Source organism: Deinococcus sp. Arct2-2 (assembly GCF_004801315.1).
Lineage (GTDB): Bacteria > Deinococcota > Deinococci > Deinococcales > Deinococcaceae > Deinococcus.
In genome coordinates, this window is the sequence record NZ_SSNW01000029.1 from 37,447 (window position 1) to 54,501 (window position 17,055).

Here is a 17,055-nt window from a genome sequence, read left to right on the forward strand (position 1 = left end):
ACAAACGAGAGGTAATTAAGGGTGAGGGGCATGGGGAGATTCTGTCACTTGCTGCTCTCTGAAACCAAAAAACCGCCCCACAAAGGAGGCGGTCAACGTGGAAGGTAGGTTTAGTAGAACTTGGTGATGCGCTCGACGCTGTGGCGGTGATGGGGGAAGCCTTCTTCGGCGCGCTTGCCGATGGGCAGCAGGCCAGCAATCTGCACGTGGGCGGGCAGGCCGAGGAGGTCTTTGACTTGTTGGGGGTTGAAGCCGAGCATCGGCACGGTGTCGTAGCCGAGGCCACGTGCAGCAACCATCATGAAGCCGAAGGCGATGTTGGCCTGTGACAGACCCCACGCGCCACGCTGGGCCACGTCCTGAGCGCCGAACACGCCGTCGAAAGTCTTGCGCTGACCGTTGCGTCCTGCGTCGCCCATGCCGGGGTGGGCCGTTTCTTCAACGGTGTTCAGGGTGTCTTCCATGTCGCTGTACACCACGATGACGGCGGGCGCGTTGGTAATTTGGCCTTGTCCGTAGGCGGCTTCTTGCAGCTTGCCCTGAAGCTCTGGGTTCTGGATCACGGCAAAGCGCCACGTCTGAGCATTCCACGCGCTAGGAGCGAGGCTGGCAAGGCGCAGGACTTCGTGCAGGTCGGCGGCGGGAATGGGTTCTTGCACAAACTTACGGATGCTGCGGCGGGTCTCGATGGCTTCGGTGACGTTCAGGGTGCGGGTGGCTGTAGCAGTCATGGAAAGAACAATATTGCAAGTGCTTTACATTGTCAAGCGGTGTAATCTGCGCCGCAGTGTGTCCAGCATTTAGGTGTAGAGTACTGTCATGACTCTTGCCGCGCCTACGCAGGTCGCTGCCCCCAGTGGCGCGGCTGCCACCTCTGTCTCTACCGGATTTTGCCCTGTCTACCGCGCCATCGGTGTGCTGCAAGAAAAATGGGTGCTGCATATTGTGCGTGCGCTGCTAGACGGCGAAAAGGGCTTTAATGAACTGGCCCGTGCGGTGGGCGGCTGCAACAGCGCCACACTTACGCAGCGCCTAGAACACCTAGAAACACTGGCCCTGATCGGCAAGCGCACCGAAGACACGCACGGCAAACTGGCCCGCAGCGTGTACTCCCTGACGCCTGCTGGACGCGAACTACAGGGCGTGATTCAGGCCATCGATCTGTGGGCACGCGAGCACCTACACGAAGACGAGAACAGGTCGGAAGGCTCTGCTGGCTGCGGCTCTAGCGTCTGACCATGACGGCCATTCTGATCTTCATCGTGCTGCCTGTTCTCCTGATCGTGGCAGCATTTTTTATCAAGCCGTTGGTGCAACGCGATAAGCGGTACGGCGATCCTCGGGGCGAAGGTCTGGCGGCGCGGGGCATCTTTGGCGGACATGAGTTATTGCCCGACGAGCGTGTGGTGGCCGAAGAAACCGAGCGTGTGAAGTTTGATTTTGGCGAGCCGAAAGAGGCAGGCTGAGCCAGCAACATCAACGCGCCTTTATCGTTCCGTCGTCCCCATTTCCCCTAAGTCGCTGCTTCAGCGTCCGGGCGCTAAAGCGTAGCCCGCCGCCTTCCATGCCTCGAATCCGCCTTTTAGTTCATAAATCTGGGTGTAGCCAAGCTGTTTCAGGCTCTTATTAGCAATGGCGCTCATATGTCCAGAACGGCAGTACAACAAGATCAGGGCGCTTTTATTGCGTGGCAGGCTTGGATTGCTGGCAATCGTGTCGAAGGGCAACCGGAGCTTGGTGTTGGGTAACGCCCCTTCATCGGGCACATGCACATTGATGAGGACGGCCTGACCAACTGCCATTTTTGCTTTGAACTGTGCGGGGGTCAGCAGGCTAGTTGAAACGCTGGGAGTAGCTAGTGCGGTTATGCTGCTGCACGCTATGACACAGAGAAGAAGCCGGGTTGTTCGCATGGTCACCTCTATTCGATTTTAGGCTGGTTGTGAATCTTGAAGTGTGCTGGAGCCTTACAAACAGCTTGAACAGATCAAGACCTAAACGCGCCTTTACACTCCCGTCATCCTTGCCCCTACAGAACTGACGGCGTCGCCTTTACCCTGACCGCATGAGTCTCAAAGACAGCTTTACGCCCGAAGAATGGTTTAAGGTCATGACTGGCCCCGGACGTGCCGGAGCGATCATCGTGACGGCCAGCCCCAGCGGCATTACGGGCATTGTGGCCGAGGCCCGCGCTATTGGGGACGCCATTCGGGAGCAAGTGAGCGGGACAGGGCGCACGCCGCTGCTGGAAGCGATGGCCGCCGACCTGATGGGCACGCCGCCCGATCCCAAGACTTTGCCCCAACAAGACCGCGCCCGCAATATGGAAGAAGCCCGCCAGCAAGGGATGGAAGCCATTCGGCAGGCGGTGTGGTTGGTCAGCGCCAAAGCCAGCCCCGAAGATTCTGCCGCCTATCGTAACCTGCTGATGGTGGTGGCTCAGCGAACAGCCGAAGCAGCCAAAGAGGGCGGATTCTTGGGCATAGGCGGCGAATTGGTGAACGATAAGGAACGCGCTGCATTGGCCGAACTGCGGGAACTGTTGCGGCTGGATGAAGTTGCACCTGCTGCAATGCCAGCCATCAACCCGGACGGATCGGGTACTAGTCCGTAAGCGAAAAACGAAAAACGCAGTTGTCCTCCCCTTGCAGTTGTCCTTCCCTTAAAGGGGGGCGTTGCGTGAGCAACGGGGGGGTTCACCCACAACATGGGCAAACCCTCCCCTTTGTCTCATTCCCGCCCACCACACCCGCGCTAGCCTGCCGCCTGTGATCTGGGTTCGGATAGGCGCGGGAGTGCTGCTTTCGTTGGGGCTGGTGGGCTGTCAGGATCGGCAGGCCCGCAGCGACAATGCGCGGTTAGAGGCGCGAGTTTCGGCGCTGGAGCAGCAAGTCAAAACGTTGAAACAGGCTCAGGCCGAGGCTCCTGCGGCCTCTGTCCCAGACAACTTTATGGCCCGCGCCGCCGCACAAAACTGTGCCAACGATCTTTCGCGCACGCTGGAAACTTACCGCCAAGACAGCATAGACGGCGTGTATCCCACCCCCGCCCGCCTGATGGTGCCCGATTCCTGTGTGGGCCAAAAAATAGAGTGGGTGCGCTTGACGGCAAAAGCCTATGCTTTTGCGCTGGTAGATGAGAGCGGTGCGGAACTGGCGCAGGGCAGCGGGCCGTAAGAGCTGAGCTGATAAGAGTTGGGCTGACAAGAGCTGAGCTGCGGCGCTTGCCCCCGGCCCCCGCACCGTCTATACTTCTAAAGTTTGGTCTGCCAGCATCGGCCGCCAGCGTAGGTTCATGAATGCCTCTGCCCGCACACCGGGACTGTGGGGCAGTCCGCTGACCGAAGGAGTTTTCATGACCGCTATTGTAAAAGTGAACCGTGGCGCTATTTTGCGTTCCGTCGAGCAGCCCCACATCAAGGACAACTTGCCTGATTTCCGCCCCGGTGACACCATCCGCGTGGAAACCAAAGTGGTGGAAGGCACCCGCACCCGCAACCAAGCGTTCGAAGGCGTCGTTATCGCCATCAACGGATCGGGCAGCCGCAAGAGCTTCACGGTTCGCAAGATCAGCTTTGGTGAAGGCGTGGAGCGCGTGTTTCCTTACAGCACGCCCTTGATCGCCAAAGTCACCATCTTGGAACGCGGCAAGGTTCGTCGCGCCAAGCTGTACTACCTGCGCGAACTGCGCGGCAAGGCTGCACGCATCAAGAACGACCGCAGCCGCGTAATGAAGGACGCCGCCCGCGCCCAGCAGCAGAAAGCCGACGCTGCTGCCGCTGCCGCTGCACCTGTGGCCGACGTGTCCAGCAACGAAGTTCCCGCCACCGAACAAGAGTAAACCCAGCAAGTCTGAGGTTCTTGTTCAAACCGCTTTCCTTTCGGGGGAGGCGGTTTTTGTGTTGGGTTCAGGGCGTGCGGGTGTAGCTGCTACGGTTGCGAAAGGCGAACGTGCCGCCCGGAGCGCGGGTTTCGGTGAGGGTGGTCAGGCTGGCGCGGCCCCCAGTCATGGTGTTTAGGGTAATCGTGCGCCGAATCTCTACTTGCTTGCCGTTTTCCAGTTGGTTGCCCACCAGCACGGCCTTGCCTGACCCTTTGCCAATCAGCGCTGGGAAATCTCGGCTAGTGTACCGCTGCACTCCGGGCTGACCCAGAGTGGTCACGTCGTAGGTGCCTGCCTTCCAGCGGTGGGTTTCCACGCTGCTGACCGTGCTGCCAAAATCGTCGTACTCAAAACTCCATGTGGCGCTGGTGCCACTGTCCACCCGCACGCTGAGGGCCACTGGAATCTTGACCCGCCGATCTGCACCGTAATCTTGGTATTCCAACGCTCCGGCCCAGCGTCCGGCAAAACTGTCGAAGGCGCGGGGCGCGGCGGCCTGTGCGCTCAGCAGGCAGGAGGACAGACTCAGGACAAGTAGGCTCAGTCTTTTAAGGGAATTTGCGTGGAGGGCGACCCTGTTCATACCCGCTCTGTACATTCCAACTCCTCGGCAGCCGCTCTCGACCACCCAGAGCTTGAGACTACAATATTCCTCACATGACCCTTCCTACCGGCTGGAAACCCGCACCCTCAGGCTATAAACATGTGGTCAGCGTGTCGTTGGGCAGCACCAAAGGCAACGCCCGCGAAGAAATTTCGGTGCTGGGGCAGCCGTTCGTGCTGGAGCGCATCGGCACCGATGGCGACAGCAAAAAGGCCGCCGAACTGTTCCGGGCACTCGATGGCCGCGTGGACGCTTTTGGGCTGGGCGGGGCCGACATTTACGTGATTGCAGACGGCAAACGCTACACCTTCGGCAACGTAAAAAAGCTGGTGGCGAACGCCAAAATTACGCCTGTGCTGGACGGCAGCGGCCTAAAAAATACGCTGGAGCGCGATGCTATTGCCCAACTTGATTCGGTGATGAACTGGCGCACCAAAAAAGTGCTGATGGTGAGTGCTGTAGACCGCTTTGGGATGGCCGAGGCATTGGCACAGGCAGGCGCGGACATCGTGTACGGCGACATCGTGTTTGGCCTGAACATCGACCGCCCGCTGCGTTCCATCGCTTCCTTGCGGCGGGTGGCGCGGTTGGTGCTGCCCGCCATTACCAAACTGCCGCAAGACTGGTTTTATCCCACCGGGGCCAAGCAGGAAAGCAGTGTGGCAGGCAAGGGAACCCGCTATTACGCGTGGGCCGACGTGATCGCCGGAGACACCCACTACGCCAAACGCTACGCCCCGCATGACCTGAGCGGCAAAACCATCTTGACCCAAACCATCACCGAAGCAGACCGCGTGTGGATGAAAGAGCGCGGCGTGGCCCGCCTGATTACCACCACGCCACGCATGGGCAGCCGCAACTTTGCCACCAATGTGCTAGAGGCGTTTTTTGTGGCCCTCAGCGGCAAAAAAGAGGCGCTGAGCGAGGCGGAATATCTGCGCTATGTGCGGGAAGTGGGGTTTAAGCCGGAGATCAACGAACTGTAATAGATTGGCAGAGACGGCAGGCGGCACGGTCTATCTTCTGTCCCGTTTGGCGGCTCCTCTGCCTGTAGGATTGCTCCTATGCAAGCTCTCGTAGACGCGATTCGGGCGCAAGGGGTCATTTTGCCCGGTGGATTTCTCAAGGTAGACGGATTGGTCAACCACCAACTCTTGCCCGCCCTGACCCGTGAAATGGGCGAACATTTTGCCGCGTATTTTGCGCCCTTAAAGCCCAATAAAATCCTGACCATCGAAGTGAGTGGCATCGCGCCTGCGCTGGCAACCTCGCTGGTGATGGGCATTCCGATGGTGTACGCCCGCAAGAAAAAGCCCATCACTATGAAAGAGCCTGCGTATACGGCCCAGTCCATCAGCCGCACCAAAGGCGGCGTCGTGGATTTGTTCGTGTCCAGCGAGTTTCTGGGGCCAGATGACCGCGTGATCGTCATCGATGATTTTCTGGCATCGGGCGGCACGCTGCGGTCGCTCAATACCATCATTGAAGCGAGTGGCGCAGAACTCTTGGGCCTCGGCTGCGTTATCGAAAAGGGGTTTGAAGAAGGCCGCCTGAAATTGGCCGACTTGAAGATTCCGATTCATACGCTGGCGAATATTGTGCGGATGAGTGAGGAAGAGGGGATCGTGGTGGAGTTGGGGCAGTAGGGAGGTCTAAAGGTCTAGGGTCTAAGGTGCTGGGGCAGTGGAGCTTTTGGGTGGGCAGGGCATTTGAGAACAGCGTCCAGCAGAGCCTTTGCCGTTCTTAGACCCTAGACTCTTGGACGCCCTAACTCCCTGCCAGCCGCTTCCAATACAACAAAGTCCCCGTCAGCCCGCCGTAGGGTTTCAGGGCAAAATCGGGGATTTCTCCGGCCAGCGTGTAGCCCATTTTTTCGTACAGGCCCGCCGCGCCACCGTCTGTGGCGGTGTCTAGCACCAGCAAAGTTCGGCCTTGCTGCTGCGCCAAGCGTTCGGCCTCGTGCAACAACGCAGTGGCGACGCCCCGCCCCCGGTGGCCCAGCCGGGTCATCATTTTGGCAATTTCGGCGCGGTGGGGCTGATTGGGTGGAAAGTCCAGCAGGAGGGTCACGGTGCCGATGAGTGTGCTGCCCTCCCAAGCGCCCAACACGATGCGTTCGCCCCGGCTTGCGGCGGCCAGCGAACCCGCCCAAAATGCGGTGGCGGCGTCGGAGTCCAGCGGATGCATAAAGCTCACCGATTCCCCGTTGGCGACGGTCTGAATCAGCAGCGTACACAGTTGATCGGCCGTGTGTGGGTCAGTGTTCAGGGCGCGAATTTGGAAAGGTGCTGTAGGATTCGTCATCTCAACTCCGGGCCAACACGACGAGGTAGGTGCAGGGTTGGGCGGCGTCGTTGCGGAAGGTCACGTCGTGCGGCGGGCCGAAGGCCAGGCTGTCTCCGGGAGCCAGTTCGTGACGTTCTGGCCCTTCCTGAACCGTCAAGGCTCCGGCTTCCAGCACCACCACTTGACGAATCCGGGCATAAGACGAAGCGGGCAAATTGACGTGCTGATGCGGGGGCAACGTGACCCGCACTACTTCCAGCGGGTGATCGGGGCGCATAAACATCTGCTGACGCTCGTAGCCGGTTTCAGGATCGCGCCAACGTGGTTGGTCGGCGGCCCGCACCAAGCGCCCGGTGTGTCCCTCGGCCCGCAGCAGTAAGCCCGCCAGCGTCAGGCCAAACGCCCCCGCCAAGCGCACCAGCGTTCCCGCCGTCGGGCTCATCTCGCCGCGTTCTATTTTGCTGATGCTGGCCTTAGACACGCCCGAATGCTGCGCCAACTCCGCCTGAGACCACCCCCGCGCCTCCCGCTCCAGCCGGATGCAGTGCGCCAGTTGCTCCCCGGCGTCGGCCTGTGCTGCCTCATCGTCTAGGATAAGAGTCATATGGGTAGTATAAGGGATTATTCAAGACACAACAGTACATTTGGTAGAGGGCAGAAATGGTTTCCCGGTGGCCCCCTCACCCCGCTGTTCCACAGCGCCCCTCTCCCACCAGTGGAGAGGGCAAAAAACTCACCCCATAGCTCCGACACTTGCATTCATCGCCCACTACGCTTCTTCTACTGACCGCTCACCACTAACGATTCCCCACATCCTAACGAGCGTTTGGAGAGCTGGGTTTGGGTAGATTGAGGTATGACTCAACTGGCCCTCGAACTTCAGGAACTCATTGCCACGATGGAGCAGCGCCGCGCCAAAGTGGAACTCGGCGGCGGCCTAGAGCGTCAAAAAAAGCAGCGGGCGGGCGGCAAACTGACGGCCAGAGAGCGGATTCACACGCTGCTGGACGCGGGTAGCTTTCTGGAACTCGGCACCTTCGTAGAGCATCAGGGCGGGCGGCTGATGCAGGGCGTGGAAGCGCCGGGTGAAGGCGTCGTCACAGGCAGCGGCACGATAGACGGGCGGCAAGTCTTCGTGTTCAGCCAAGATTTTACGGTGCTGGGCGGCAGTTTAGGCAAAATGAACGCCGCCAAAATTACCAAGGTGATGGACTTGGCGGCCAAAACGGGGTGTCCGGTCATCGGCCTCAACGATTCGGCGGGCGCACGCATTCAGGAAGGTGTAGACAGCCTCAGCGGGTACGGCGAGATTTTTTACCGAAACGCGATTTACTCGGGTGCAGTGCCGCAAATCAGCGCCATCCTCGGCCCCTGCGCGGGCGGCGCGGTGTACTCTCCGGCCCTCACCGACTTTATTTTGATGAGTGGCGGCAGCAGTTATATGTTCATTACTGGCCCAGAAGTCATCAAGAGCGTGACGCGGGAAGACGTGACCTTTGACCAGTTGGGCGGGGCGGACGTGCATACCCGCAAATCGGGCGTGGCGCATCTGGAATACGACGGTGATGAAGCCGTGCTGCGCGGCATCCGTGACCTGTTAGGGTATCTGCCGCAAAACGCCCGTGAGCAAGCGCCGGTGCAGCCCACATCCGATCCCGCTAACCGCCGCAACGACGCCTTACTGAACATAGTGACGCCCGATCAGCGTCGGCCCTACGACATGCACGACGTTATTCATGAACTCGTGGACGACGGCACGTTTTTGGAAATCCAGCCGAATTGGGCCAAAAATATCCTGATCGGATTTGCCCGATTGAATGGCCAAAGCGTAGGCATCGTCGCCAACAACCCGCGGGTGATGGCCGGAACGCTGAACATCGACGCCAGCGACAAGGCCGCTCGATTTATCCGCACCTGCGACTGCTACAACATCCCCATTCTGACATTGGTAGACGTGACCGGATTCTTGCCGGGAGTAGCGCAGGAACACGCGGGAATTATTCGGCACGGCGCGAAAATGCTGTATGCCTACGCCGAGGCCACCGTGCCCAAAATCACGCTGATTACGCGCAAAAGCTACGGAGGCGCGTACCTTGCCATGAACAGCCGGGATATGGGCGCGGACGTGGTGTATGCGTGGCCTACCGCTGCTGTGGCGGTCATGGGCGCGGAGGGGGCGGCCAATATCGTGTACCGCCGCGACATCCAGAATACAGACAATCCCGAAGCGATGCGGGCCGAGAAGATCCGCGACTACAAAGACGCCTTCGACAATCCTTATGTGGCGGCGAGCAAAGGCTACATAGACGACGTGATTCCAATGGAAGACACCCGCGCAAGGTTGATCCAGACCTTTGCCATGCTGCGGGAAAAACGGGAGGAGAGGCCGTATAAGAAGCACGGAAATATGCCGCTGTAAACGTACAACCCCCCAGTCTGCTTCGCAGCCAGCCCCCCTTAGAGGGGAGCGCAAAAGCTTTTAGTCCTCCCCTTAAGGGAGGGCGTTGCGCCTGCAACGGGGGGTTTACACGCCAACGCCGAAGGTAGACCCCCAGTCTGATCCGCAGCCAGCCCCCCTTGAGGGGAGCGCAACAGCTTTTGTCAGGGGGGGCGTTGCAGAGCAACGGGGGGGGTTACACGCCAACGCCTTACTGCCGTCCGAAATCCTGCACCCAGTACTGCCCGTAGCTTCCGCCCACAGCGTAGCCCACGCCGAGTTCGGTAAAGCTGGCGCTCATTATGTTGCGGCAGTGGCCTTCGCTCTTCAGCCAGCCGTCGACTACCGCTTCGGGCGTGGACTGTCCGGCAGCAATGTTCTCGCCAACGGAGCGCCAAGCGTACCCAGTGGCCGAAACGCGCTGGGCCATCGTGCGGCCATCCTGACTGGTGTGGCTGAAGTAATTCTTGGCGGCCATATCGGCGGCGTGGCCCTGCGCGGCCTGCGTCAGTTGCGCGTTGGCGGTCAGCGGTGCGGCGGCGGGAAAGCTGGTGGTGCCGCAGGTGCGGGCCTGAGCGCGAGCGGCGTTGGTGAGGGTCAGCACGCGCCCTGCAAAGGTTCCGGGCGCGGGGGCCGGAGCCGGAGCGGGCGTAGTGCCAGCCGCCGTCACCGTGAGCGTAAAGTCGATGAACGCGCCGGGGTTAGCCGTCAGCGCCGTGCGAATGGTGGTGCTTCCGGCTCCTTTGGCGGTCACGAGGCCCGTTTGAGACACGGTGGCAACAGCCGCATTGCCCGTTGTCCACGTCAGTTCGCCGGGTTGTGGGGCACGGCCACTCACGGTTACGGTCAGTTGGCGGGTTTGGCCCACCGTCAGGATTCCGGCGCTGGCCTGCGCTTTTAGACCACTGCTGAGTGCTGGGGATTGGCTGGTTGTCGGCCCCGGATTGGGTGTACTTCCGCAGGCCGCTAGTGTGAGTGCAAGAAGGAGAAAAGCCGCCGGAGCAGCGGGCGAGCGCCGGGGTTGGCCGAAAGGCAGAGGCTTAAGCATGTGCCGTTATTAGAGTGCGTTGCTCCTCTTGCTGGCGTGAGGCTCGCGCTCTCATCTCTCACACTCTGGCAAAGCCTGTGTAGGAGTGGATGAACGGCCTACGTGTAGAAAATCTGATCTTAAGAAAACAATATCTTTCTCATCTTAGGAGCGCGATAGTTCACGGCAGCAGGGTAAAGGTGACGATTTTTCCATTTTGAAGATGAAGGGGTGATATGTCGGGCAAGCTCACTCTTACCTCCCCCTCTGATAATTCGGCAGCGGCATTTAGTAGGGGCGCGTCGGCGGCGGGGTCGAGTGTGCCCCACAGATGCGCTGCGCCGCCCCCCAAGTCACGCCACAGCAACGAGCCGATGGCTTCTCCACCCGCGTAAGCCATCAACAGCACACTCTTGGGATCGCCTTCCAGCGGCCCCGCAAAGTGTCGGGCCAACGTTTCGGCCCATTCTGCCGCCCCGTAGCTTTCGGCCAGCACACCTGCCCACGTCGCCAGATGCAGCCGTGACACCTGCTCCACTACGATCAAGCCGGGGTCAGGCACGGGCGCGAACGTACCCACGCGCAGGCCGCCTACATCTTCCCCCACCACTGCACTGACCGAGGCCACCAACGGCGGCACGTCTTGCCCCAAGTGCCACGCCCGCACCAACGGCAGCACATCGCCCGCGTCTTCTGGCAAATAGGATGCATTCAGTGCCAGTACGTTTATTCCCGGCGTGTGCAGGGTCACGGCCCCACGGAAGTCGCGCCTAACTGTAGAAAACGGCTCGAAGTAAGCTACGAGTTCGGCCAACACGGGCGGCAGCGGAGGGGGAGGTGAGGGCATGGGGCAGGCTAGGCGCTGAGGGGCATAAAAAACAACCGCCGAGGTGCTGTGGCGGTTGCTTTGATTGGGGGTATTTGATTGGAGATGGGGGGCGGTCTAAGGGTCTAGGGTCGAAGTGTCTAAGAAGGGCGAATGTTGTGCTGGACGTTGATTTCAAATACTCTGCCAACCGAAAACCTCACCGCCACATCGCCTTAGACCCTAGACCTTTAGACGCTCTCCCACTCAACGTTTACGGGTACAACCCGCGCAACGCCCGCGCTTCCAGTACCCGTGTGCAGGCCACGATATACGCCGCCGTCCGCAGGGTTACGCCGTGCCGCTCCTTCACGTCCCAGAGGCTCAGGAAGGCTTCGCCCATAATCCGGTCAAGGCGCTTGTTGATCTCATCTTCTGTCCAGAAGAACGACGAGAAATCCTGCACCCACTCGAAGTAGGACACAGTGACGCCGCCCGCGTTGGCGAGGACGTCGGGGACGATGGTGATGCCGCGTTCGGCCAACAAGTCGTCGGCGGCGGGCGTGGTGGGGCCGTTCGCGCCCTCCACGATCAGCTTGGCCTTAATGCGTCCGGCGTTGGCTTCCGTGATCTGTTTTTCCAGCGCGGCGGGAATCAGCACGTCGCAGTCCACGTCCCAGAAGGCGTCGCGGGTCAGTTCGTCGGTGTCGGCTAGGCCCGTAATTTTGCCCGTTTGTTTCAGGTGGGCAAACGCGGTGCGCGGGTCTATTCCGGCGTCGCTGTGGATGGTTCCGGTCACGTCCTGAATCGCCACGATCTTTGCGCCGTGGTCAAAGAAGATGCGGGCGGCGGCTTCGCCCACGTTGCCGAAGCCCTGAATGGCGATGCGTGCGCCTTCCAAGCGGATGCCTAGTTTCTTGAGGGCTTCCGCGCCCGTCACGAACACGCCGCGTCCGGTGGCGTCGGCGCGGCCCAAAGAGCCACCCAGCGCCACAGGTTTGCCCGTGACCACGCCCGTCGCGGTGCGGCCCACGTTCATTGAGTAAGTGTCCATCATCCACGCCATCGTCTGCGGGTTGGTGTTCACGTCGGGCGCGGGAATGTCTTTTTCTGGCCCGATGACCAATCCGATTTCGGTGGTGTAGCGCCGCGTCAGGCGTTCCAGTTCTCCAGTGCTGTACTTGCGCGGATCGATGCGGATGCCGCCTTTGCCGCCGCCATAGGGCAGGTTCACGGCGGCGTTCTTCACGGTCATCCACGCGCTGAGGGCCATCACTTCGCTGAGGGTCACGTCTTGGTGGTAGCGCACGCCGCCTTTGGCCGGGCCGCGAGACGTGTTGTGCTGCACGCGGTACCCTTCAAAATGCGCCACTGTGCCGTCGTCAAGGTGAATCGGCACATCGACAACCAGAATGCGTTTGGGCCGCTTGAGGGTTTCTACCCAGTAGGCCAGCTTGCCCAAGTACGGCGTGACCCGCTCCACCTGCTCCAAGTAAATGGCGTAAGGGCCAAGGTCGTTGGGGTCAAGGTAGCTGGGAATGACGTGGTGGCCGAGTTTGGATATGTCCTGCGCGGCGGCGTTGGGGTTGGGTTCGGTAGTGGTCATTGGTGGGAAACCTCCTTTGGAGGGCGGATGTAGGTTGTGGATTGTCGGGGGTGGGAAAGGGCAATCGCTTTGCTCATTACCCCTCACCCCGCTGCTTTGCAGCGCCCCTCTCCCACAAGGGGAGAAGGAGAAGACAAGGGGCGGTCTGGGGTGGCCCTTAGACTCTCAGACCCTAGACCCTTAGACCAAGCCCAGAGCAACTCAGTCCAGAGCAGCCCGGCGTCATGGATAAACCCCGCGCATCACGCTGGCTTCGTGCAGCTTGTTCAGGGCCATCGCATAAGCCGCCGTCCGCATATCGGTTTGGCGAGTCCGCATGAATTCCAGCACGCCGTCTACCGCCCGGTCTACACGCAAGTCGATGGCTTCTTCAATTTCGGTTTCCGTCCAGAAGAAGTTGCTGGCGTCCTGCACCCATTCCAGATAGTTGACGATCAAGCCGCCAATCGAGGCCACCAGATCGGGCAGCACCGTCACGCCCTGCGCCTTCAGAAAGCGTTCGGCTTCGGGCAGCACGGCGCGGTTGGTGGCTTCTACCACGTAGCGGGCGCGGACGGCGTGGGCGTTTCCGGCGTTCACGGCCCCGTAATCGTAGGCCAGCATCAGCACGTCTACGTCCAGTTCAATCACTTCGTCGGCGGTGATGTCGGTGGCAAAGCCCTGCACGCTGCCGTGCTGCTCGCGGTAAGCGGCGAGGGCTTCTAGGTCTAGCCCGCCGCTGGCAAAGGTACCGCCGTCTTGGTCACTCACAGCGATGACCAGTGCGCCCTCTGCGGCCAGGGTGCGGGCGGCCTTGCGGCCCACATCGCCAAATCCGTACACGGCGGCGCGGGCGCGGTTCAGACTCTCACCCTGTTCTTTCAGCACGCGGCCCGCCACCAGTGCGGCGCTGCGGCCCCGTGCATCTTTGCTGGCGTAGCTGCCGCCCAGCGGAATGGGTTTGCCCACCACGACGCCGCTCACGGTTTCGCCCGTGTTCTCGCCGTAGGTGTCCAAAATCCACGCCATGACCTGTGCGTCGCTGCCCACGTCGGGGGCCAAGATATCTTCGTTTTTGCCGATCAGGTCAACGAGTTCGCTGGTGTAACGCCGCGTCAGGCCTTCCAGTTCTCCGGGCGACAGGGTGGCGGGGTCAACGTCTACGCCCCCCTTTGCACCGCCTAGAGGCAGGTCGGCCACTGCCGCTTTCAGGGTCATGATGGCGGCCAGAACCTCGCATTCGTGGGCATTCAGGCCCGCCTTAAACCGGACGCCGCCCATGCTGGGGCCACGCGCCGTGCTGTGAACCGTGCGGTAGCCCCGGAACACGCGAATCTGGCCGTCATCCATCCGAACAGGCAAATTCACGCTGAGGGTGCGTTTGGGGTATTTGAAATAGGCCAACGACTGATCGCTGACCGCGCAGTAGGGCAGTGCGTCTTGGAGTTGCTCCATGAGGCCCTGCCAATTGAGTCCTGATGCCCTCATTCCAGAGTTCTCCTTAAGAGGTGAGAGTGCGGTTTGAGTAGAGCGAGCGGTGAAAATGACGGGCTGGTAGAGAGAGACGACTATGGATTGGTTTCTGAGTGATCGGTCACCGGAGCCAGTCCGTGTGGGGCAAAAGTGGCGGTGCAATTGTGAGGCAACCAGAGCATACACGCATAGACAAATGGGCAAGCGTGAAGGTTAGGGGTTGCCCCCATTGCCTGCCCCCGGTGTCCAGTACAGTTTGGAAGTCCCAGAAAAGAGCCACAGGCACGCGAAAACGTTGAAGCGGTTCCAAAGTGTGTGGGTGCGAACCCAGCTCTTGCCGCCGCCTAGCAAACGAGAAGCGCGGCGGGTCAGTGTGCCCTAAAAAGGCTGTCCGGTCAATTGGGACGGGACAGAGGATGGGCGTTGGGGTGGCGGGGGCTTGGTCAAAGGGTCGAGGGTCTAAGGAAGGTCAAGGGCGATCGCTTCGCTCATTTCCCCTCACCCCGCTCTTGCAGAGCGCCCCTCTCCCGCAAGGGGCGAGGGCAATAGATAAGGGCAGAGCTGTGATTGTCTCCCTCTCCCTTGAGGGGGGAGGTTGGGAGGGGGTGAATGAGCAACGCGATTGCCTTTCCTAAGCCCCTTCGCCCGTCGACTCTTAGACGCCTTTCGCCTAGTGATTGCGCTCCCTAATGACTCCGCTCCCTAGTGACTGCGCCCGATCTCTTTTTGCGCCAACGCCGCCAAAGCATTCCGGGCCTCGCACGCGGGCAAAGTGTCTAGCGCCTGCACCGCCAGCCCTGCACGGCGGCGAATTTCATTGCGGGTGCATTCCAGTGCGCCTTCTAGGGCAGCCAGTTGACGCACGCGGGCTACGTCGCCCTCATTCGCGGCGCGGCGTTCCAAAATCTCGCGTACCTCATCGGCGTGGGGGCCGTCCAGCAGATACAACACGGGCAGCGTGGCTTTGCCTTCACGCAGGTCGCCGCCTACAGGCTTGCCGATGCTGCTTTCTTCTCCTGCAAGGTCTAGCAAATCGTCTTGCATCTGAAAGGCCATGCCGTATTCGCGGCCAAAGGTAGCCAACGCTTGCTGCTGCGCTGCGGAGGCATTCAGTAGCAGGGCGGGCGCACTGGCGGCCAGTTCCACCAGCGCCGCCGTTTTGCCGTGAATTACGTCCAGATAATGCTCTAGCGCGTATTCGGCATAAGCGGCCACCTGAAATTGAAGTACCTCGCCTTCACAAATAACGCTGGCGGTTTGCCCAAATGCCCGTGTGAGGGCCGCGCCACCGGGCAAACTAGAGAGCAGCATCAGCAGGCGGGCCAGCATAAAATCGCCGCTCATCACGCTGACCACGTTGCCGAAGCGCCGGAATGCGGAGGGCTTGCCGCGCCGGGTGTCGGCATCGTCGATCAGGTCATCGTGCAGCAGGCTGGCCGAGTGCAGGAGTTCCACGCACACACCCACGTCTACTACGTCGCTCCAGCCCGCTCGCCCCGGCTCTGCGCCCAGCACTTGCGCGGCCAAAAAGGAAATCAGGGGCCGAGTACGCTTGCCGCCCGCCGCCACCAGATCGTCTCCGATCAGTTCGATAAATTCCACGCGGGAGCGCAATACCTCACGCAGCCGCCCCTCGAAGGCCACGTTCGGCACAGCCACTTCTACCACGCCAGTCATCTTGCCAGTATAGGAATTGCGGCGCGGTGTGCTAGGGCCGAAAGTACCCCTGCCCCCCCGCCTCCCCCCAGTTCGTCTAGCTTGCGGTGGGTTGCTCAACGTCCCCGGAACTTTGTCCCTCACATCGGGGGCGGCTCTCATGCTAAAAAGACAGCATATGGAAAGTGTCATTGCTGTCTTCCGCGAGCCTACACAGGCCAAGAGCGCCCTCGAAGCTCTCAAGGCGCGTGGCTTTGACCGGGACCACCTCGGCTTTGCCCTCACCGACGTGGTCATGGAAGACGACATCGCGCAGGCCACAGGTGTTGGCCCCGAAGCAGGCGCACCCGGCGGCAGCGCCTCGGTCATTCGCGGCACAATCGGCGGCATGTTGGCGGGCGTGGCTCTCACGCTCCCCATTTGGCTGCTGCTGCTCATCATTCCCGAAACCCGCATTTATCAGATGGGCGGGATTTACGGCATGTTGTTCGGTGCGTTGGGCGGCGCGGGCCTCGGCGGGCTGTTTGGTGCTTTGGCCGGTTCGGATCATGGCGACTATGTGAAGTTGCTGCGCCGAATGGGAGTGCCGCCCGTGCAGGCCGAACGCTTCCACGCGGCCCTCAAAGACGGCCACACGCTGGTTATTGCCCGTGATCCTGACACCGCCCGCGCCGACGAAGCCCTGAGCATCATGCGGAAGAACGGAGCCACGCAACTGGACGACGCGACAGGCAAAGGCCGCCTGAGCAGCGAGCGGGTGGGGCAGGACGGTAAGTAAGCGTTTGATGTAGGAACAAAAATTTAGTAACCTGCTGGTAATCTTAAGGGATTGCCAGCAGGTTTTTTGTGGGAGGCGATTGCAACGAACAGGGATCAAGAAATAAAATATTTTAAGGCACTCACTCTACAACTTGGGCTGGCTCTGCTTGTTATGCTCGTGGCTGTATTCGCAGCTTCATTTTTGATGAGAAAGAGCGAATCAAGCGATATATATCTCTATATCACTCTGTTCTATGCCGTTATTTATAATATCTTCTTTTTCAAAAAGCAGCTTGCATGGCATAAGCTGTCTCACAAGATGTTGCATTCGTAGAAGCGGCAACAAAGCTATTGCTCGACCAAACATAAAAGCTTCTGCGTATCCCTAACCTCAAATCCTACCGATTCCAGCAGGGATTTATCCTGCTCTTTCGCGTGAATATGAACTTCTGCGGCTGGGTAGACCGCATATATTTTTGCCATCAGACGTGAGTTCGGGTTAAGCCACGAGCTTCAAGGGGCCTGCTTGCGGGATCAGCGA

General features: G+C 60.3%; 19 protein-coding genes. 9 read left to right on the plus strand and 10 right to left on the minus strand.

Annotated features, from left to right (window positions below; translation table 11 throughout):
• Positions 1-110: 110 nt before the first annotated feature.
• Positions 111-731: a nitroreductase family protein gene (locus E7T06_RS12840; RefSeq protein ID WP_136366178.1), complete on the minus strand. Its 621-nt coding sequence runs from the start codon at positions 729-731 to the stop codon at positions 111-113.
• Between the two features lie 88 nt (positions 732-819).
• Here E7T06_RS12840 and E7T06_RS12845 point away from each other — a divergent pair, with 88 nt between their 5' ends.
• Positions 820-1,236 (plus strand): helix-turn-helix domain-containing protein, encoded by a 417-nt coding sequence (locus E7T06_RS12845; RefSeq protein ID WP_240741047.1) that lies wholly within the window; start codon positions 820-822, stop codon positions 1,234-1,236.
• Positions 1,237-1,238: 2 nt separating this feature from the next.
• Entirely contained in the window at positions 1,239-1,466 is a 228-nt protein-coding gene (locus tag E7T06_RS12850; protein WP_136366179.1) for a hypothetical protein, read from the plus strand.
• A gap of 60 nt (positions 1,467-1,526) precedes the next feature.
• Here E7T06_RS12850 and E7T06_RS12855 read toward each other — a convergent pair whose 3' ends face one another.
• A complete protein-coding gene (locus E7T06_RS12855; RefSeq protein WP_168733521.1) occupies positions 1,527-1,802 on the minus strand; it encodes a rhodanese-like domain-containing protein in 276 nt (91 codons plus the stop codon).
• A 263-nt stretch (positions 1,803-2,065) separates the two neighbouring features.
• On the opposite strand from E7T06_RS12855, the gene E7T06_RS12860 reads away from it, so the two are divergent.
• The 3 genes from E7T06_RS12860 (at position 2,066) to rplS (ending at position 3,840) form a co-directional block, all read left to right on the plus strand.
• Positions 2,066-2,614, plus strand: a complete 549-nt coding sequence (locus E7T06_RS12860) for a hypothetical protein (protein WP_136366181.1) — start codon at positions 2,066-2,068, stop codon at positions 2,612-2,614.
• Positions 2,615-2,768: 154 nt separating this feature from the next.
• Entirely contained in the window at positions 2,769-3,176 is a 408-nt protein-coding gene (locus E7T06_RS12865; protein WP_240741048.1) for a hypothetical protein, read from the plus strand.
• Between the two features lie 178 nt (positions 3,177-3,354).
• The gene (gene rplS / locus E7T06_RS12870; protein ID WP_136366182.1) at positions 3,355-3,840 is read left to right on the plus strand and encodes a 50S ribosomal protein L19; all 486 of its coding nucleotides are present in this window, start codon (positions 3,355-3,357) and stop codon (positions 3,838-3,840) included.
• A gap of 67 nt (positions 3,841-3,907) precedes the next feature.
• Here the strand turns inward: rplS and E7T06_RS12875 are convergent, their stop codons facing one another.
• Entirely contained in the window at positions 3,908-4,465 is a 558-nt protein-coding gene (locus E7T06_RS12875; RefSeq protein ID WP_136366183.1) for a hypothetical protein, read from the minus strand.
• Between the two features lie 74 nt (positions 4,466-4,539).
• On the opposite strand from E7T06_RS12875, the gene E7T06_RS12880 reads away from it, so the two are divergent.
• Complete coding sequence (locus tag E7T06_RS12880) at positions 4,540-5,472, plus strand: quinate 5-dehydrogenase (protein WP_168733522.1); 933 nt, start codon at positions 4,540-4,542, stop codon at positions 5,470-5,472.
• Positions 5,473-5,550: 78 nt separating this feature from the next.
• The gene (gene xpt / locus E7T06_RS12885) at positions 5,551-6,132 is read left to right on the plus strand and encodes a xanthine phosphoribosyltransferase (protein WP_136366184.1); all 582 of its coding nucleotides are present in this window, start codon (positions 5,551-5,553) and stop codon (positions 6,130-6,132) included.
• 121 nt (positions 6,133-6,253) lie between these two features.
• Here the strand turns inward: xpt and E7T06_RS12890 are convergent, their stop codons facing one another.
• Both E7T06_RS12890 and E7T06_RS12895 read right to left on the minus strand, forming a co-directional pair.
• Entirely contained in the window at positions 6,254-6,790 is a 537-nt protein-coding gene (locus E7T06_RS12890; protein WP_136366185.1) for a GNAT family N-acetyltransferase, read from the minus strand.
• Position 6,791: 1 nt separating this feature from the next.
• On the minus strand, positions 6,792-7,376 hold the full coding sequence (locus E7T06_RS12895) for an XRE family transcriptional regulator (protein ID WP_136366186.1): 585 nt from the start codon (positions 7,374-7,376) through the stop codon (positions 6,792-6,794).
• 252 nt (positions 7,377-7,628) lie between these two features.
• On the opposite strand from E7T06_RS12895, the gene E7T06_RS12900 reads away from it, so the two are divergent.
• On the plus strand, positions 7,629-9,191 hold the full coding sequence (locus E7T06_RS12900; protein ID WP_136366187.1) for an acyl-CoA carboxylase subunit beta: 1,563 nt from the start codon (positions 7,629-7,631) through the stop codon (positions 9,189-9,191).
• A gap of 229 nt (positions 9,192-9,420) precedes the next feature.
• Here E7T06_RS12900 and E7T06_RS12905 read toward each other — a convergent pair whose 3' ends face one another.
• The 5 genes from E7T06_RS12905 to E7T06_RS12925 all read right to left on the minus strand — a co-directional run bounded on the left by E7T06_RS12905 (position 9,421) and on the right by E7T06_RS12925 (position 15,776).
• The gene (locus tag E7T06_RS12905; RefSeq protein ID WP_136366188.1) at positions 9,421-10,257 is read right to left on the minus strand and encodes a CAP domain-containing protein; all 837 of its coding nucleotides are present in this window, start codon (positions 10,255-10,257) and stop codon (positions 9,421-9,423) included.
• 160 nt (positions 10,258-10,417) lie between these two features.
• Positions 10,418-11,083, minus strand: a complete 666-nt coding sequence (locus tag E7T06_RS12910; RefSeq protein WP_136366189.1) for a hypothetical protein — start codon at positions 11,081-11,083, stop codon at positions 10,418-10,420.
• A 232-nt stretch (positions 11,084-11,315) separates the two neighbouring features.
• The gene (locus E7T06_RS12915) at positions 11,316-12,647 is read right to left on the minus strand and encodes a Glu/Leu/Phe/Val dehydrogenase (protein ID WP_136366190.1); all 1,332 of its coding nucleotides are present in this window, start codon (positions 12,645-12,647) and stop codon (positions 11,316-11,318) included.
• Between the two features lie 222 nt (positions 12,648-12,869).
• On the minus strand, positions 12,870-14,114 hold the full coding sequence (locus E7T06_RS12920; protein ID WP_136366191.1) for a Glu/Leu/Phe/Val dehydrogenase: 1,245 nt from the start codon (positions 14,112-14,114) through the stop codon (positions 12,870-12,872).
• 687 nt (positions 14,115-14,801) lie between these two features.
• On the minus strand, positions 14,802-15,776 hold the full coding sequence (locus tag E7T06_RS12925; RefSeq protein ID WP_136366192.1) for a polyprenyl synthetase family protein: 975 nt from the start codon (positions 15,774-15,776) through the stop codon (positions 14,802-14,804).
• A gap of 157 nt (positions 15,777-15,933) precedes the next feature.
• Here E7T06_RS12925 and E7T06_RS12930 point away from each other — a divergent pair, with 157 nt between their 5' ends.
• Positions 15,934-16,533: a hypothetical protein gene (locus E7T06_RS12930; RefSeq protein WP_136366193.1), complete on the plus strand. Its 600-nt coding sequence runs from the start codon at positions 15,934-15,936 to the stop codon at positions 16,531-16,533.
• Positions 16,534-17,055: the final 522 nt, after the last annotated feature.

Coding starts and splice junctions, on each gene's coding strand:
- E7T06_RS12840 (WP_136366178.1), bottom strand. CDS start 731: ATGACTGCTACAGCCACCCGCACCCTGAACGTCACCGAAGCCATCGAG.
- E7T06_RS12845 (WP_240741047.1), top strand. CDS start 820: ATGACTCTTGCCGCGCCTACGCAGGTCGCTGCCCCCAGTGGCGCGGCT.
- E7T06_RS12850 (WP_136366179.1), top strand. CDS start 1,239: ATGACGGCCATTCTGATCTTCATCGTGCTGCCTGTTCTCCTGATCGTG.
- E7T06_RS12855 (WP_168733521.1), bottom strand. CDS start 1,802: ATGGCAGTTGGTCAGGCCGTCCTCATCAATGTGCATGTGCCCGATGAA.
- E7T06_RS12860 (WP_136366181.1), top strand. CDS start 2,066: ATGAGTCTCAAAGACAGCTTTACGCCCGAAGAATGGTTTAAGGTCATG.
- rplS (WP_136366182.1), top strand. CDS start 3,355: ATGACCGCTATTGTAAAAGTGAACCGTGGCGCTATTTTGCGTTCCGTC.
- E7T06_RS12875 (WP_136366183.1), bottom strand. CDS start 4,465: ATGAACAGGGTCGCCCTCCACGCAAATTCCCTTAAAAGACTGAGCCTA.
- E7T06_RS12880 (WP_168733522.1), top strand. CDS start 4,540: ATGACCCTTCCTACCGGCTGGAAACCCGCACCCTCAGGCTATAAACAT.
- xpt (WP_136366184.1), top strand. CDS start 5,551: ATGCAAGCTCTCGTAGACGCGATTCGGGCGCAAGGGGTCATTTTGCCC.
- E7T06_RS12890 (WP_136366185.1), bottom strand. CDS start 6,790: ATGACGAATCCTACAGCACCTTTCCAAATTCGCGCCCTGAACACTGAC.
- E7T06_RS12895 (WP_136366186.1), bottom strand. CDS start 7,376: ATGACTCTTATCCTAGACGATGAGGCAGCACAGGCCGACGCCGGGGAG.
- E7T06_RS12900 (WP_136366187.1), top strand. CDS start 7,629: ATGACTCAACTGGCCCTCGAACTTCAGGAACTCATTGCCACGATGGAG.
- E7T06_RS12905 (WP_136366188.1), bottom strand. CDS start 10,257: ATGCTTAAGCCTCTGCCTTTCGGCCAACCCCGGCGCTCGCCCGCTGCT.
- E7T06_RS12910 (WP_136366189.1), bottom strand. CDS start 11,083: ATGCCCTCACCTCCCCCTCCGCTGCCGCCCGTGTTGGCCGAACTCGTA.
- E7T06_RS12915 (WP_136366190.1), bottom strand. CDS start 12,647: ATGACCACTACCGAACCCAACCCCAACGCCGCCGCGCAGGACATATCC.
- E7T06_RS12920 (WP_136366191.1), bottom strand. CDS start 14,114: ATGAGGGCATCAGGACTCAATTGGCAGGGCCTCATGGAGCAACTCCAA.
- E7T06_RS12925 (WP_136366192.1), bottom strand. CDS start 15,776: ATGACTGGCGTGGTAGAAGTGGCTGTGCCGAACGTGGCCTTCGAGGGG.
- E7T06_RS12930 (WP_136366193.1), top strand. CDS start 15,934: ATGGAAAGTGTCATTGCTGTCTTCCGCGAGCCTACACAGGCCAAGAGC.